The following is a 16,167-nucleotide window of genomic DNA, read 5'->3' on the forward strand; positions in this document are numbered from 1 at the left end:
CATGTCTGTGAACAAAGAACGCGCCATGGAGACGGTTGTCGTGGCCGGCATGGGCCCGGTGGGTATGGTCGCGGCCCTGAAGCTGGCCCAACTGGGCCACCAGGTACTGGTTCTCGAGGCGGGCGACCGCCTGTCCGATGAATCGCGGGCGTCCACCTTTCATCCGTCGACACTCGAATTGCTCGAAGAGCTCGGTGTTGTCGACGACCTGCTCGCGGTCGGCCTGGAAGCCCCGGTCTTTCAATACCGGGAGCGCGACGGCACGGTCCTCTCCGAGATGGACATGGGTCTGCTCAAGGGAGAGACCAAGTACCCGTACCGGATTCAGAGCGAACAGGACAATCTGACCCGCATCATCCACCAGGTCCTGGTCACGATGCCCAATGTGACCTTGCGGTTCTCGAGTCCGGTGGTCCGGGTCGAACAGGGACATGATCACACCCGGATCTTCCTGCCCGACACCGACCGTGATCATCCGATCCTGGCCCGATGGCTGATCGCCGCCGATGGCGCACAGTCGGCGATTCGCAAATCGCTCGGGGTCTCGTTCGAAGGCCGGACCTATGACGAGCGATTCCTGGTCATCTCGACCACGCACGAATTCCGCGACGACTTCCCCGATCTCGCGTATGTCTCGTACATTTCCGATCCCGAGGACTGGGGTGTGCTGCTGCGTACCCCCAACCACTGGCGTGCACTGTTCCCGATCCGCGACGCCGAGTCCGACGAGCAGGCTCTCGAGCCGGCCGCCTTGGAGGCCCGACTGCAGGGCATCGCGGCTCAGCCGTCGGCCTACGACATCCCGCACGCCTCCATCTACAAGGTGAACATGCGTGCGGCCGCGACGTTCTCGGTCGGCCACACGCTGCTGGTCGGAGACGCCGCGCACGTCAACAACCCGCTCGGTGGCATGGGTATGAACAGCGGTATCCACGACGCGTGGGCCGCGGCACTCTGTGTCGACGCGGCACTGACCGACACCGACGACACCCACGCGGCGACGTTGTACAGCGAATTGCGTCGTGACGCCGCACTCAACCACGTGCAGGCCCAGGCGCAGAAGAACTACGACTCGATGCGCTCCGAGGACGACGAGGCCCGGGCTGCCCGCGCCGATGAACTCTCGGAGATGGACATCGAGCTGCTCGACAAGCGGGCCCACCTGCGTGCCTCGGCGATGTTCACGTCGTTGCGGATCACGCTGGGACGCTTGGCCCGCGAGCTTCATGCGGTGCCGAAGACGGCTCGCCCCGCCGGACGTATCCTGTCGGAGCGGCTCTGCTACGGCCCGGTGATCGCTCCGGGTGTGTATGACGGGGTCACGGCACGCGCTGCGGCCGATGCAGGGTTCGGTGTCGCGTATGTCTCGGGGGCCGCCGTATCGGCGACCGCGCTGGGTCGTCCCGACCTGGGTTACCTGGGGCTGGCCGAGATGACCGAACAGGTCCGGCGCATGACCGCGGTGACCGATCTGGCGTTGGTCGTGGACGGGGACACCGGCTATGGCGGCGTCCTACAGGTCGGCGAGGCCGTCGAGCGTCTCGAGCGGGCCGGTGCCGCGGCCATCCAGTTCGAAGACCAGTTGGCTCCCAAGCGATGCGGGCATCTCGACGGCAAGGAATTGATCCCGGTCGAGGAGATGACGGCCAAGGTGGCGATGGCCGTGCGCAGCAGGCGCAGCGCGCTGGTGATCGCCCGGACCGATGCGCTGTCGGTCGACGGCGAGGACGCCGCACTGGCAAGGATCCGCGCGTATGCCGCTGCCGGCGCCGACCTGATCTTTGTCGAGGGTGCTTATGCGGAGGCGCAATTGCGTCGGATCCGCGATGCGGTGCCCGGCGTGCCGCTGATGGTGAACCTGTCGGAGGCCGGCGATCACTCGGCGCTTCCGCCCACGCGGATACTGGCCGAATGCGGTGTCGCCCTGATGATCTACCCGGTGGGCCCGCTGTTGTCCGCGGCCGGAGCGGTCGCGCAGACGTACCGGTCGATCCGTCGTACCGGTGCCTCGGGCCGTTCCCAGCAGGATTGGCGGGGTTTCACCGATTTGCTCGGCGTCGGTGCAGAGCTGGCAACCGACGCCGAGGTCGGCCGGTGGGCGAAGGCCCAACTGGCCGTGCCCACCACTTCAATCGAGACGGAGACACAATGGCAGGAACCGGTACATCAGTGATCACCAAGGGCAAGAAGTTCGGGCTGATCGTTCCCTCGACGAATACATCGGTGGAGCGCGAGTTCCACCGGATCCGGTTGCAGGACTCGTCCTGGCACACCGGACGGATCATGATCAAGGCCGTGGCCCTGGATTCAGCCGACGCGTTCGGGCTGTTCCGGGAGAACCTGAACGAGGCACTACCCGCAGCGCTGGAGACGGTGATGACCGCCGACCCTGATTACATCGTGATGGGGATGTCTGCGGAGACCTTCTGGGGCGGTGTGGCGGGCAACGCCGAGTTCGAGGCCAACGTTCGCCGACTGACCGGGTTGGGAGTGTCCACCGGGGCCACCGCTGCCGGTGAGGCACTGAAAGCGTTCGGGGCGCGCCGAATCGGCGTCATGACCCCCTACCAGCCGGTCGGCGACGAGCAGGTGCGTAAGTACTTCACCGAGCTCGGTTTTGACGTGGCCGGCGTGCACGGTCTGAAGTCGGCGTCGGCCACGTCGATCGCGGACGAGACCCCGGAAACCATCCGGGCGGGCTTCCTGGCCGTCGACGGCCCTGACGTCGACGCATTGATCCAGTGCGGAACGAACCTGGAGGCGATGGATGTCGCTGCCGACCTCGAGCGTGAACTGGGCAAGCCGGTGATCGCCATCAACCTCGCCACAATCTGGCATGCGTTGCGGGCGAATGGGATCAACGATCAGGTCGAGGGCTTCGGCTCGTTGCTCGCCAAGTTCTGAGGAGTCTGCGACATCCACACCGTCAGAACGTCGGCGGTGGTTCGTTCCTTCCTCGTTCTTCGCGGCGCTCCCGGTTGAGTTGGTCTGCCAGTTCGCGCTGGCGGCGGTTGGCGAGTCGTTCTTGTTGGCGGCGTGCGTGTTTGGCAGCGGTGCGGGGCCGCGTTCTTGACGGTGGTCCCGGCGGCGGCCGGTTCGGTGAGCCGCGTTGGTTGTCGAAGACGATCAACCGCAGTGTCGGGAACAGGTCATCGCCGGTCCATCCCGGACCGTGATAGTGCCGGCGTTCGGGTGTGGTGAAGACAAGCCGGGTCCGCCCGGTCTCAGGATCGGGGTACTGATCATCAAGCCAGTCGGAGTAGGTCTTGAGCAGATGATGAAAACGGCACAGCGTCTTCATCTCTGATGGATGGGTGCAGCCACCGGCCTCGGGATCGTTGTGGTTGTACTCGCACGTGTGGTCCAGATCCGCGCCCCAGGCCTTGTGCTCACAGCCGGGCCACATGCAGTAGACGTCGCGGATCCGGAGGAAACTGTCGAGCACAGCTGACGGCCGGTACTGGTCACCGGGTTGGGTGGCCAGCAGTGGAATCACCTGCGGGAACGGCGCTGCGATCGCATTGTCATCACCGTTATCGGGAACGCTTTCGGCTGGCGGGTTCTGCGGTCCACGCATGTACACGGTCGGCCGCTTCGGCTTCGGCGTCTCCGGCTCGGGCGGCTCGGGTTCCGGCTCCACCGGCTCGGGCTGCTCGGGTTGCGCTGGTGCAGGTTCGGTCTTGTTGCCCATCGTCCGCTGCACGGCTTCGGGACGCTCGGCGATATCCCGGACATGATCAGCAGAGATGACACCGTGCCCATCCATGAAGCCTGGATTTTCGGCGCGACCATCGAGGGTGGCCTGATCAGTGATCACATGCATAACGATCTTCACATCCACCCCTGAGATGACCTGTCCGGCAGGGACGGTGATGGTCTCAGCGGTGCAGGGATGTTTCGGATCGTTCGGGCATTCACAGCGGAACTCGCGGCCCATCACGGTGGCGAACAACGCATCGGCCATCCGATCAGCCTTTTTTCGCGGATCAGCCTTGCACGTGGCCATCGCCAGCTTCTCCAACCTGGCCATGATCAACGTCAATTCCTCAGCGGTGGAATGCGCATCCAGTACCGCCATGCCGTGGTCGGTGTTGTTGGCCCACACCCCACGATTGTTTTTCGCATCCTCCCGGTTCTTACGGACCAGATCCGGGTCCCGGCGGAAGATGATCGCATCGACCATGTCTCGCATCCGACCCTTCGACCACGCCCCCGGACGGTTCAATCGTTCAGCGATCGCCGCATCGATATCGACCATATGGGCTGAGCCTTCGATCAACTCAGTCCGCGCGATGATGTCAGGAATATGGTGCGCGGCGATGCGCCCGGCTTTCAACAATTCATTGACCGCAGGCAGTCGATCGCGCAGCGCCACCCCACGGTTGATCTGCAACTCCGCGGTCCGCTGCGTCAGACCCTGTGCGGCAGACAATCTCGCCGCACACTGCGCGAACGGATCAAGCGCCCGCATCTCCGCCTCAGACCCGGCAGTGGGCTCAACGAGATGTCGGTGCAGCATTGCCGCAGCGGCATAGCGCTCCCACTCCATCCGCGACTGCTGAGCCACCGCGAGTTCAGTGTTACGCAACAACTCGTTGACACCCAGCGACTCGACAGGACCGATTTCATCGTCCCCACCTGCATCTTCGATCTCCCCCTCGAACATACGTTTGATTCTAAACGAGGGGTACGACAATCGATTGCGAAGTCGCGGGAGCAGTTCGACAAACGGGCGGGCCCACCGAGAACAATTGTCCCGGTGAGCCCGCCCGTTGATGATGTGCCAGGCGTCTAGAGACCCAGGCCCGCCTTGATCGTCGGCCATGCCTTCGGCAGTTGGTCCTTCCAATACGGCCAATTGTGTATCCCGACCGGCTCGTACGTCACCGTCGAAGGAATACGGAGGCTGTTCAGGCGATTCTCCAGCGTCCGGGTGCAGTGGTTCGAGCCCGCCTCGATTGCACCGCCGACGATCACTCTGTTCAGGTAGTCGTCATCATTCGGATCTTCATGCGGGCCGGTCAAGCCGCTCCCGGCCGACATGTAGATGTGCATGCCGCGCAACGCTTCTGCATTGCGGACGGAGTCGTGTGCCTTCCACGCTTCGTTGCCGAACTCACCCCAGACATTGGCAGGGTCGCCCTTCTGGTGTGAAGCGGTGAGCTGGATGGAAAGACGGCCCACCGGATCAGTGGTCGAGTAACACCCACTGAACGCGGCGACCCCGTCGTAGACATCCGGGTTCCTGTGGGCCAGCATCATTGCACCTTGCGCACCCATGGAGTTTCCGGCGATCACGTTGACGCCATTGGTGTTGAGAGCGTTGTCGATCAGTGGTGGCAACTCTTTCGCGGTGAAGGTTTCCCACCTGTTCAGACCGAGGACCGGATCTTCCTTCTCCCAGTCGGTGTACACACTCGATCGACCGCCATTGAGCATCACCACATTGACGTCTTTGTCGGCGAAGAAGCCCTTGGCATCAGCCTGGTACATCCAGCCGCTGGCGTTGTCCCCGGCGCTCACCCCGTCGAGCATGTATAGCGTCGGACGCTTCACCGAATTATCCGTGGGCACCAGGACATCGAGTGTGACCGCACGGCGAAGTGCCGGTGATTCCACCCTGTACCGAACGTGGTTTCCGGACTGGCTGATCTTTTCGATCGCCGGAGCGAGGATGTCGTCGCGGAGCACCGGCGGCGGGCCGGGGTCCTCTTGGAACGCGTCCGGTACCGTCGATCCGGAACCGACGCTGCCACTGCCTGAGCTGCCCAAGCTCGGTGCCGCGCCGGAGACCCCACTGAACATCAGTGTTGCAGCAGCGGCGACCGCTCCCACCGTGCCGAAGCAGGCGATGCGTCGCGATCGTGAATGAGCAGTTCGGACTGCTTGGCCCATCGGGTAACCCCCAGGTAATGACTCGGTAAAGGATCAACCGAACATACCGCACTCAGAATTGAGCGCCGCTCAGATATGGACTGCGCAATAGGATTGAGACCAAATCGATTCGAAGAGGCCGGGAATCATCGTTTGCAATAGAGTTGTTCGGATTAGTTCCTTTGGGGGACAACGATATGAACGTTTGTACTTCTACTATGATCGGTAAACCAAAGCGGCCTTTTTTGCACCGGTCCTTGTGAATTCGACGGTCGACCAACTACGTCTGACCTTGCAGTTTGCGAATAACGGCCGGAGTTCTCCGCGTCCGGTGGTCGGGTTTCCATGTGAGAAGTAGGGCGAGTGCCAAAAGAAGTTCGGCGATGTCGCCCCAGTAGTACATGAGGGTTCCGCCATCCTGCAGTTCACTGGGCGGTGCGGGGACCTGCACGTAGAGGCCGGCGTAGAGCAGTTGTGAGATCACGGCGTGGCCGGCGATGGCAACACCGAGAACGACCAGACGCATCGGCACCGTCGGGCGGTCCGGTCCGGGGTCTGGACCGGCGATCATCCACGCGAACAGATAACCGGCGATGAAGAAATGGACGTGGATCAGGCTGTGCAGCGCGGGATTGGCGTCTGCGAGTTCGAACAGTGGGGTGAAGTACAGCAGCGCCAATCCGCCGATGTTGGCGACGAGTAGAACTATCGGATTGGTGATCAGGCGTGCGGGTTTCGACCGCAGCAGGTGCACCAGGGTGCGTCCATGCCGGGGTGGGATGGACCTCAAAACCAGCGTCATCGGTGCCGCCAGAACCAACGCGAGCGGCGCGAACATGCCGATGAGCAGATGCCCGAGCATGTGATTGCCGAAACTGTCGGAGGCCGACGGGCGCAGTGCGATCAGAAGTATCGCCACTCCGATCAAGAAACTCGCAGTACGCCAATGGTTCCAACCGCGGGCTTCGCGTGATCGCAGTACGGCGACGACAACGTACGCGGTGGCGACGGCGGCCAGCGACGTATATGCCACCATCTGCGTCCAGTCGACGCCGTGCTGCGCTGATCCGTGCGCCAGTTGCGTCATACCGGGCCGTCGACTCTCACGCGCGCGAAATCAAGCGGCCGAGCTGAGCGCTGCAGCAGCCAACCCGCCATCACGAGCAGTGCTCCGAGCGCCAAAAAGCCGATGTCCCAGAGAGTTTGATAATCGCCGCTCCGGACGTGATGGATGGCGAGGATGTGATGATCGATGACGCCCTCGACGAGGTTGAACGCGCCCCAACCCACCAGGACCCACCCCCAGAGCGCCCGGGATGTCCAAAGGCGACGACGGTCGTGGGTGACCTGCGAGTACAGCAGTCCCAGGCCGAGCAGTACTGCGAGCCAGGTGAACGTGTGGAAGAACCCATCCCACATCGTGTTCATCTCCAGCCCGTGCACAGTGTTGGCGGGGTAGTACTTCACGCCGATGTTGTCGTCGTTGGTCCCGGTGAGCATGTGGTGCCACTGCAGAATCTGATGCAGCAGGATTCCGTCGACGAAGCCCCCGAGTCCGATGCCCAGGATCACGCCGGGGAGGGCCAACGATCGAGATGTCTTCTCCACGGCGGGGTCTGCGGATGTACTCATTGTGGCCTTTCCGAAGTGGGTTTCCTCGGAAGTACCCCTGGTGGCCGAATGCGTAACGTCAGGCGGTTCCGGGTTGATCAGCGCTTGGCGCGATCGTCAGGCGTGTCAGTCGGCCGGTGGTATCGAGTCGGAAGCGGTAGTCGACGTCGACGAGTCCACCGGGAAAGTTGCCTTCGAGTCGGATTCGGATCGAGGTCTTGTCGGTCGCCTCGTTCTGCACGGCTGTCGGTGTCGCGGTGTACGTGTATTCGCCCGCGACCCGATCGAGCCAGGTCCTGATCTCGGAGACGCCGCGATAGTCGTGCCCATCGTCGGTCACCTGGGCGTCCTCGGTGAACAGGGCCACGGCTGCGGGACGATCATCGCCTTGGCTGAGAGTCATGTATGCGCGGACGGCATCTGGGCAGTCGGCGACCAGCGGGTTTGTCACGGTGTTCTCCTCGGTTGTCACTGCTAATTTAGAAGTGACTGTTACTGCTAAGTTAGCAGTTAGTCGACGAGGGAGCGTCCGGATGGTGAGCAAGATCAGACTCGAGGACCGGGAGTGCCCGTTGTCGACAACGCTGGGCGTGGTCGGCGAGTGGTGGACGGTGCTCATCCTGCATGACTGTTTCGACGGCTACTCGCGCTTCGACGATTTCCAGTCCAACATCGGTCTCTCGTCCAGCATGCTGACGAGCCGACTGAAAGCCCTCGTCGAGGCCGGCATTCTCGATCGACGGCGCTATCAGGAACGTCCGGAGCGCTACGAATACTTACTCACCGACCTGGGTCGGTCGCTACGCCCCGTGCTTGTCGCGATGGCGGCATGGCGTAATGCGCAGCTGGCACCGGAGGAGCGGTCGATGATCCTGGTCGACGCGCAGACGGGCCGCGAAATCGAACCCGTTGTTGTCGATGCAGCCACCGGTGAGCGCATTGACGGCTCCGGGTACGTCTATTCCGCCGGCCCGGCTGCCGGCGAGGTCATGCAGAAGCGATATGAGGCACTGCGTCCAGAACGCAAAGACATGCCGGAGTGACGTCGTGCATGCATAATTGGGAGGCGCCGTAAGCCGGCGCCATCCGCTCGAGACACAAGACCTCGGTGGCACCACAGGCCAATATCTGTGCGGCGGAGTCATTCGCATCGCACGCAGGCACATTCGTGCTTGGTCCTGGCCTGCCCAAGCATCGTTACGACACTGGAGGCAGTCTTGAAGATCAGCGTTGTTGTAGGGAATCCGAAGGCCGGATCCCGCACCCTTGCCCTCGCCCGGCTACTCGCCGCGGCCATCGCCACCGACGAGGACACGATCGCGACGGTGGACCTCGCCGAGCACACCGCCGAGATCTTCGTCTGGCCGTCGGACCAGATGGCCGCCCTGAACGAGTCGGTCGCGGCCAGTGATCTGGTGATCGTCGGTTCCCCGACCTACAAGGCCACCTACACCGGTCTTCTGAAGAGCTTCCTGGACCGATACCCGAACCTCGGGCTCAAGAATGTCTGCGCCATCCCGTTGATGACCGGCGCCGACAAGGGCCACTCGATGGCTCCCGAGGTCAACCTGCGGCCGCTTCTCGTGGAACTCGGCGCGCTGGTGCCGACGGCGGGGTTCTATTTCGAGACACCGCAGATGGATCGGGCGGATGAGGTCATCGAGGGTTGGGTGACCGCGAACGCGGTGGCGCTGCACCAGGTCCGCGCGGCCGCCGAACTGAAGGTCGGTGCCCGGTGAGCACCGTCGAGGCCCACCGCCGGTTCGGGGATCACGTCGGCTCGATGGCCCCGGCGATCGCCGACTCCGCGGAAGTTCGCGCCGTCTTCAACGGATTCCCGGCCGCGGTCGCAGCCTTGTGCGCCGTCGTGGACGGGGAACCGCAGGGGATGGTTGCAACCTCACTGGCCGTCGGTGTCTCCTATGACCCACCGATGGTGATGTTCTCGGTCCGCAACGCGTCGTCGACGTGGCCGATCCTGAGACGGGCGAGCCGCATCGGGATCTCGATCCTCGCCGAGGACCAGAGTGCCGCCTGTCGACAGATCTCCGCGAAGGACGCCGACCGGTTCGCCGACCTGGACACATGGGTGAGCGACGATGGAGCACTGTTCATCGACGGCGCAGTGACATGGATGGATTGCGAGATCTCCGGTGATCTTCCGGCCGGCGACCACACCGTCGTCACGTTCCTGGTCAACGAGGTCGGACATGCGCGAAACGCGGCCCCCTTGCTATTTCACAACGGCCGGTTCCCGCGGATCCATCACCAGGAGATCGCCTGAGTTCCACCGCCGAACGGCCGGCTTCCTGTAAGCGTTGATCATCGCCGCCGACATCACGATCCCAGCCACGAACCGCTGCCAAACACACACGCCGCCAACGAGAACGGCTCGCCAATCGGCGGGCGGTCGGTGTTCTACGGTGGCCGACGTGTGCCGTACGGCTTCACTCCTTCAGAGTGTTGGCCATCCAGTTCACGGTCTGCATCCCGAACAGGTCGGTGCCCCAGCCGTACAGGTTGGTCAGCGCGTTGAGCATGCTGCAGTCCGAGGGCTGATAGCTGACGTCGGTTCCCCCGGCCCGGTATTTCGCGGTCAGATCCCGGGCATCCTGCGCGGGTACCAACGACATCGGTGAATCATCGGCCGCACACGAGGTGATCAGCACCTTCGAATCCGGGCTCTTGGACCCGAGCAGGTTGTCGTCGTAGACGTGCTGGAACTCGGGGATGTCCGCCGGGTTCTGTCCGCTGGTGAACAGGGTTCGCAGTGGCAGGAACGGTGTCGCGAAGTAGGCCGGTGTCTGACACTGGGTCCGGAACACATCTGCCATCGCCTTACCGGCAGGAGTGAGTTTCTCGTCGATCTTCATCTCCGGGTAGCGCGGTTCCAGACCGAGCAGCGTGGCAAACGCGAACCCCGAGCCCACCGACCCGTCGGCGGTGCGGATGAAGTTGCGCTGGTTGACGACCATGCCCTCCAGGACCGTCGACTTCACGTTGAGTTCGGGTGCGTAGTTGGCGTGATTCTCGGCCGCGAACGCAGCGCCCACACCGCCGCCGGCGATACCGAAGATCGAGATCGGGGCGTCGGCACTCAGCCCGGCCTCGGGTAGGGCCAACGCGGCCCGCACGCCATCGAGATTCGCGTTGCCGCCGAACTTTCCGGCAAAGACGCCGTGTGGCAACGGATCACCGTCATTGCCGACGTCGGAGATCATCACTGCCAGGCCCTTGCCGAAGATCTGGCCCAGCGGGCCCAGCGCGGACCAGGAGGAGCCGTCCATCGGGGCGCCACCGGTCCACTGGGTGCTCGGATGGCAGTAGGCACCGACGCTGTCGTTGGCTTCTTGGTACGCGACGACTCCACGTTCGGAGTTCTTCTTACCGTCGCGGGGGATCATCAGGATGCCGGTACTGATCTCGGCGCTGCCGTCGAGGTCGGTGGTGACGTACATCAGCTTGTAGGCATCGATGTTGCCGGGCCGAAATCCGGTGAACTGCACCGCAACCGGTTTGGCCTTGAGGATGGTGCCCGGTTTTTCGTCCCCGCGGAGCCGTGGTTCGGCGTAGAACGGATCGTCGGCGGCCAGGCCCTGGAAGATCTCGTCGGGGCTCGCGATGCGGCCGTCGGCGAATGTGCCGATGACATAGCCGTTGAACACCTCGCCCAGGTCCGGGGTACGTACCGGTTCTGCCTGGGCGGCCGGCACATTCACCGACACTGCCACCAGGGCGACCATCAGGATCGACAGTGCTGTCGAGAGGCTTTTCACGACACACTCACCTTCGTGCCGGCCGCCGCGGCCTGCAGCAGCGACGGGATGCTCATGATCGGACGGTGTGTTTCGAGCTGGGTTTCGTAGGGTGTGCGCAAGATTCGCTCCAGGGACCGCCAGTCATGGTTCACCAGGTCCTTGTATTTCGGCAGTAGTTCGATGGTGATGTAGTCCCAGCGTGGTTCGTATTCCGCCCAATTCCACGACGGCAACGGGGTGGTCAGGGTCGCGGTGCGTCCATCGGCGAGACGGTTGCTGATCTCGATGGGCCGAAATGACCTCGGCGCGACGACGCCGGCCACCGATGGTGAGCCGCCCACGGTGCTCACATAAGTGATCGCTTCGCCGACATCACCCTTGTAAGCGCGGGTCCGGTCCCACTGTTCCTTGATGATCTGGCCTTGTTCGCGTTGCAGCAGAACGGCATTGCCCTCGGCGATCCGGTCCGCGTCGTTCGACGCGATATCGCGCCAGGCGTCGAGGATGTCATCACCGAAGAGGCCGGCCGCCCGCATCTCTTCGAGTGGGGCGAGACCGCCGGCCACGTACGCGCGGTGCATGGGCATGAGGTCGCTGAAGATGTTCTTCTGCATCACCAGAATGTTCCCGAGGACGAAGTGCAGATCATCGGGCGTCACCGTGGATCCGACGCGTGCCAGTGCCCGCAGTCCGGTCGGAAGTTGCTCGACCAGACCGGCACCGCCCTGGTTTGCCTGCCCGACGATGGCGTTGGCGAAACCTTGGAGCCGGGTCCAGTCGTAGACGTTGGTGGCGAGTTCGAAATCGATAAGGCCACCGCCGAAGTCGGCGCCGACCTGACCTGCCATCCCGGCCCACTGGAGCTCGCGGTGATTCAGTTGGAGCTGTTCGTAGAAGGTGTACGACTTGATCAGGTTCTGCCGATTGGCCTCGACCCCGAGTCTGGGGTTCCAGGCGGCGAGATCGATTCCGGCAGCAGTGGTCGTCTCGGCCAGCCAGTACTGGTACAGCAATGCCGCGTAACGGGAGGGTGCCACCGACTGGCCGCGGGCCTGATCGAGGAGGGTGCGTAGTTCTGCCGGATCGGTGGGCAGTGCCGAGTGCACACCGCCCGGGCCGCGGGAGGCGTCCCGATTGGTCAGGGGGAGATCGAGATAACGGTCCAGACCTGGTGCAGGCTCGGCCCGGGCCACGCTTCCGATGGTGCAGAGGGTGAAGAGGACGATGATCGCCGCAACCCCCCGTCGGAGGAGTGGTCGGCAAAAATGACCGTCACGATCAAACATCACACAGGCCCCATTTCGAGTCGCAATAACTCGCTGGGACGATATGGCAGAACCGTCCCAAGGGGTACCCGGACCCAGGGGCCGGCGTGGCATTGCCGCAGCTCAGAAGCGGGTGCCCTGAGGTATCTGTGACTCAACTCATAGTCAACTGCATTCGGGTCCGGTCCGGCGAGGCATGCCGCGCAGGCGACAACCCGGCATGCTTGGGGGGTGGATGCGTTCTTCGAGTTCGTGGGCAGTTACTGGTGGCTGGTATTCGTGTTCGGCGGCGCGATCGGCGGCGGCCTGAAGACGATCGGTGCGGCCAACGAGCGTCGCGCAGAGCGCAGGCAGGAGCGCTATCGCCTCAAACAGCAGGCGAAGATCGCGGAGATCGAGGCCTCCGGGCAACGGCGGTCAGATGCCGAAGCCGTGAAGCGGGACATCGCGAAAACCCTCGACGAGCACAACCAGACCGATGCCCGCTGGTTCGCCTATGAACTCGATGCGGCCACCCTGCTCGACTTCCCGATGATGATCGACCTGCGGGACCCCCTCACGATCGATTTCCACCGCGCGAAGCGCAAGGCCGATCTGTTGCGGCCCGACAGCGGCGACGACCTCATCGAGGACAGCGAGCGCCGCCGGGAATACCGCGATGCGGTCCACGAGTACGCCACCGCGTTCGACGTGGCCGAAACCGAAGCGAAGCGGCGTCGTCGATCGGGATTCACCGAACCGGAGCAGGAGCGGTTGCGCCGTGGCCAGAGCCTGCTGCATCTGGCGCAGGACAGCGGGGCACCCCAGCACGAGCGACGCAGCGCCTATGACCGGGCGCGCAAGGAACTGGACGGGTTGATCGTGTTACCGGCCGCCACCACCCAACAGCTCGAACAGCGGGTGGCCGGTCAACTCGAGCGGTGACCGACCACCCGCCACCGAACCGGACCGGTCAGTCCCGGGGCGGTGGGGCGACTGCGACACCGCCGGACTCGTGTTCGGGGCCGGCGTCCGGGTGTCCCTGGGGTACCCGGCTCCGGAACCGGGCCGCCTCGCTGGACCTTTCCGTGTCGACAGCGCTGTGCGGTGCCCGGTGGTAGGGGCCGGGCTTGGGTCGCGACTGGCCGCCGGGAAATGCCAGGCGGAAGATGGTCCGGTGCACCTGCCCCCATTGACGACCGAACGGACCTGAGTTGTACGGCAGTTCGTAGCGCTCGCAGATGTCCTTCACCTTGGGCGCGACCTCCGAGTAACGAGTACTCGGCATGTCGGGGTAGAGGTGGTGCTCGACCTGGTACCCCAGGTTCCCGCTGATCACGTGGAACAGCGGGCTGCCCTCGATGTTCGCTGATCCGAGCAACTGCCGGAGGTACCAACCGCCGCGGGTCTCGTCCGCGGTCTCCTCCTTGCTGAAGGTGTACGTCTGGTCGGGGAAGTGGCCGCAGAAGATGATCGCGTGCGCCCATACGTTGCGGATGATGTTGGCGGTGAAGTTCGCCGCCAGCGTCGCCAGGAACGTCTGCTCGACTCCGGGAAGCGTGCGATCCATCAGCTCGGCGGCAACGGTGGCGCGCTTGCCGGCCCCGGGCGCGCGACGCAGGGGCTTCGCCAACCGCGACTTCCTGGGTTGAGCGATGCGCCCGCCCGACCCGAGCTGAGTCAGGGCGAAAGCACCGGCACTGATCGCCGGCCACCCGATGTAATCCTTGATCACCTGTCGCCGCGCCTTGACGCCGATGCCTTTGAGGTCGTGCCAGAGTTCCGACATCGACTTCTCGCCCTTGCGAATGGCGTCGAGGTCGAGGTCGTGCAAGGCCACACCCCACTCGAAGAAGGCGGTCAGCAGCATGTTGTAGAACGGCTGCGCCAGGTACACCGGATTCCATGGCTGGTGCGGATCGATCCGCATGATCTCGTAGCCGAGATCCTTGTCCTTACCCCGGATGTTGGTGAAGGTGTGATGGATGTAGTTGTGCGAGTGTTTCCACGCCTCCGCGGTCGACGCGGTGTCCCAATCCCAGACCGAGGAATGGATGTCGGGGTCGTTCATCCAGTCCCACTGTCCGTGCATGACGTTGTGGCCGATCTCCATGTTCTCGAGGATCTTCGCCATACCCAGGCAGGCGGTGCCGGCGACCCAGGAGACCTTCGACCTCGATCCCAGCAGTAGCACCCGGCCGGCGACGGCAAGATTCCGCTGGGTGGCGATCACCGTCTTGATGTACTGGCGGTCGCGTTCCCCGAGATCTCCGTAGACCTCGTCGTGGATGGCGTCGAACTCCTTGCCCAGCATTTCGATGGTTTCGTCGGACAGATGGGCGAGCGGACTCTGCCCGTCGTCGGCCCTGGCTCCGGTGGATCCGGGGCGGGTTCTGCCCTTGGCTTCGTCGATCGTCATGACTCTCCTTCGATCTACAAATCGATTTCGATGTCGCCTTCGGCGCTGTTCACGCAGATCCGCACCGAGGCGCCGGCCGGCTCGCTGACTTCACCGGTACGTAGGTCTCGTAGACTTCCCGATTTCAACGTGCCCACACACGTATGGCAGATGCCGATTCTGCAGCCGTACTTGAGTTCGAGCCCGGCATCTTCCCCTGCGGCCAGAATTGTCTGTCCCGGTTCGCATTTGGTATCGGTCTTGCTGCGGACGAACCGCACCGCGCCGCCCTCACCGGCACCGGCGGCACCGCCGATGATGGGCTGGAACCGCTCGAAGTGGATGCGGTCCCCGACATCGTTGCGTTCCCAGTGTTCGACGAAGGTATCGAGCATTTCACCCGGTCCCGAGCACATGGCCTCACGTTCGCGCCAATCCGGGCACAATTCGTCGAGATCGCCGGTTCCGAACCGGCCGTTCTCGGCGGTGAGCCGGATGGTCAGGTGCATGCCGTCCTGGCGTCGATCCATCTCCCGCAGGTCGTCGTGGAACATCACCTGCGACTCGGTGCGGGCCGAGTGGATCACCACCACATCCTTCATGGCGTTGTTGTGGTCCAGACTGCGCAGCATGCTCATGATCGGTGTGATGCCGCTACCGGCGCTGATGAAGAGCATTTTCTCCGGACACGGATCGGGGAGTGTGAACACACCCTCGATCTCGCCGAGCCGGATGATCTCTCCCGGCCGGATCTTGCGCACGAGATACGGCGAGACCACACCGTTCTCGACGAGTTTGGGGGTCACTGCGATCAGCCCGTCCCGCGGTTCGGGGTCGGACGTCAACGAATAGGCCCGCCAGTGGAACACGCCATCGATCACCACACCGAGGCGCACGTACTGACCCGGCAGATGGCCCGGCCACTCGTACCCCGGCTTGATCCAGACGGTCGCGGCGTCAGAACCCTGCTGCTGGACCTCTTCGATGCGACCGCGCAGCTCCCGCGTGGTCCACAGCGGGTTGATCATCTCGAGGTAGTCGTCCGGCTGTAACGGGCTGAACAGATGGCTGATGGCTCGGAGCGCCTTTCGGCGCAAGGCCGGGACTTGCGGCTTGGCTCCGCGTTCAGCCACGGCTACCCCACATCGCCTCGGACAAGATCGTGCTCGATGGCATTTTCACCCCCGGGTCCGGCCGCGCATCCCGCGATGCACGGACATATCGGTCACCTGCTCGGCGGCTCCGCAGCCGGCGGCTGCAGACCTCAACCGGACAGGTCTCT

General features: G+C 63.7%; 16 protein-coding genes. 7 read left to right on the forward strand and 9 right to left on the reverse strand.

The window, feature by feature from the left end; genetic code table 11:
• The first annotated feature begins 1 nt into the window (after nt 1).
• Together AC51GT_RS10540 and AC51GT_RS10545 are read left to right on the forward strand one after the other, a co-directional pair.
• On the forward strand, nt 2-2,173 hold the full coding sequence (locus tag AC51GT_RS10540; RefSeq protein WP_496328716.1) for an FAD-dependent monooxygenase: 2,172 nt from the start codon (nt 2-4) through the stop codon (nt 2,171-2,173).
• Nucleotides 2,149-2,904, forward strand: a complete 756-nt coding sequence (locus AC51GT_RS10545) for a maleate cis-trans isomerase family protein (protein ID WP_496324444.1) — start codon at nt 2,149-2,151, stop codon at nt 2,902-2,904. Before AC51GT_RS10540 ends, AC51GT_RS10545 begins: the two co-directional genes overlap by 25 nt.
• A 22-nt stretch (nt 2,905-2,926) precedes the next feature.
• On the opposite strand, the gene AC51GT_RS10550 is transcribed toward AC51GT_RS10545, so the two are convergent.
• On the reverse strand, nt 2,927-4,666 hold the full coding sequence (locus AC51GT_RS10550) for an HNH endonuclease signature motif containing protein (RefSeq protein ID WP_496328717.1): 1,740 nt from the start codon (nt 4,664-4,666) through the stop codon (nt 2,927-2,929).
• 125 nt (nt 4,667-4,791) lie between these two features.
• Entirely contained in the window at nt 4,792-5,556 is a 765-nt protein-coding gene (locus AC51GT_RS10555; protein ID WP_496328718.1) for an alpha/beta hydrolase, read from the reverse strand.
• Nucleotides 5,557-5,587: 31 nt separating this feature from the next.
• Between AC51GT_RS10555 and AC51GT_RS10560 the strand changes: the two genes are divergently transcribed.
• Entirely contained in the window at nt 5,588-5,872 is a 285-nt protein-coding gene (locus tag AC51GT_RS10560; protein ID WP_496324447.1) for a hypothetical protein, read from the forward strand.
• Between the two features lie 282 nt (nt 5,873-6,154).
• On the opposite strand, the gene AC51GT_RS10565 is transcribed toward AC51GT_RS10560, so the two are convergent.
• The 3 genes from AC51GT_RS10565 to AC51GT_RS10575 are packed head-to-tail and all read right to left on the reverse strand — an operon-like array spanning nt 6,155 to nt 7,936.
• Complete coding sequence (locus tag AC51GT_RS10565) at nt 6,155-6,961, reverse strand: cytochrome c oxidase assembly protein (RefSeq protein ID WP_496328719.1); 807 nt, start codon at nt 6,959-6,961, stop codon at nt 6,155-6,157.
• Nucleotides 6,958-7,506 (reverse strand): DUF2243 domain-containing protein, encoded by a 549-nt coding sequence (locus AC51GT_RS10570; RefSeq protein ID WP_496328720.1) that lies wholly within the window; start codon nt 7,504-7,506, stop codon nt 6,958-6,960. Before AC51GT_RS10570 ends, AC51GT_RS10565 begins: the two co-directional genes overlap by 4 nt.
• A 58-nt stretch (nt 7,507-7,564) precedes the next feature.
• On the reverse strand, nt 7,565-7,936 hold the full coding sequence (locus tag AC51GT_RS10575; protein ID WP_496324450.1) for a nuclear transport factor 2 family protein: 372 nt from the start codon (nt 7,934-7,936) through the stop codon (nt 7,565-7,567).
• Nucleotides 7,937-8,018: 82 nt separating this feature from the next.
• Between AC51GT_RS10575 and AC51GT_RS10580 the strand changes: the two genes are divergently transcribed.
• From AC51GT_RS10580 to AC51GT_RS10590, 3 genes are all read left to right on the forward strand, one after another.
• Nucleotides 8,019-8,528, forward strand: a complete 510-nt coding sequence (locus AC51GT_RS10580) for a winged helix-turn-helix transcriptional regulator (protein ID WP_496328721.1) — start codon at nt 8,019-8,021, stop codon at nt 8,526-8,528.
• Between the two features lie 174 nt (nt 8,529-8,702).
• A complete protein-coding gene (locus tag AC51GT_RS10585; protein ID WP_496328722.1) occupies nt 8,703-9,224 on the forward strand; it encodes an NADPH-dependent FMN reductase in 522 nt (173 codons plus the stop codon).
• Nucleotides 9,221-9,769 (forward strand): flavin reductase family protein, encoded by a 549-nt coding sequence (locus tag AC51GT_RS10590; protein ID WP_496328723.1) that lies wholly within the window; start codon nt 9,221-9,223, stop codon nt 9,767-9,769. The genes AC51GT_RS10585 and AC51GT_RS10590 overlap by 4 nt, the downstream gene beginning before the upstream one ends.
• A gap of 163 nt (nt 9,770-9,932) precedes the next feature.
• Here the strand turns inward: AC51GT_RS10590 and AC51GT_RS10595 are convergent, their stop codons facing one another.
• Both AC51GT_RS10595 and AC51GT_RS10600 read right to left on the reverse strand, forming a co-directional pair.
• Complete coding sequence (locus AC51GT_RS10595) at nt 9,933-11,228, reverse strand: lipase family protein (RefSeq protein WP_496328826.1); 1,296 nt, start codon at nt 11,226-11,228, stop codon at nt 9,933-9,935.
• A gap of 29 nt (nt 11,229-11,257) precedes the next feature.
• Nucleotides 11,258-12,529 (reverse strand): hypothetical protein, encoded by a 1,272-nt coding sequence (locus AC51GT_RS10600; protein WP_496328827.1) that lies wholly within the window; start codon nt 12,527-12,529, stop codon nt 11,258-11,260.
• Between the two features lie 210 nt (nt 12,530-12,739).
• Here AC51GT_RS10600 and AC51GT_RS10605 point away from each other — a divergent pair, with 210 nt between their 5' ends.
• Nucleotides 12,740-13,432 carry a hypothetical protein gene (locus AC51GT_RS10605; RefSeq protein ID WP_496328724.1) on the forward strand — a complete coding sequence of 231 codons (693 nt, stop codon included), beginning with the start codon at nt 12,740-12,742 and terminating at the stop codon, nt 13,430-13,432.
• Nucleotides 13,433-13,460: 28 nt separating this feature from the next.
• Here AC51GT_RS10605 and AC51GT_RS10610 read toward each other — a convergent pair whose 3' ends face one another.
• Both AC51GT_RS10610 and AC51GT_RS10615 read right to left on the reverse strand, forming a co-directional pair.
• A complete protein-coding gene (locus tag AC51GT_RS10610; protein WP_496328725.1) occupies nt 13,461-14,906 on the reverse strand; it encodes a fatty acid desaturase family protein in 1,446 nt (481 codons plus the stop codon).
• Between the two features lie 14 nt (nt 14,907-14,920).
• The gene (locus tag AC51GT_RS10615) at nt 14,921-16,018 is read right to left on the reverse strand and encodes a ferredoxin reductase (RefSeq protein WP_496328726.1); all 1,098 of its coding nucleotides are present in this window, start codon (nt 16,016-16,018) and stop codon (nt 14,921-14,923) included.
• Nucleotides 16,019-16,167: the final 149 nt, after the last annotated feature.

Source organism: Williamsia sp. z34, assembly GCF_059553395.1.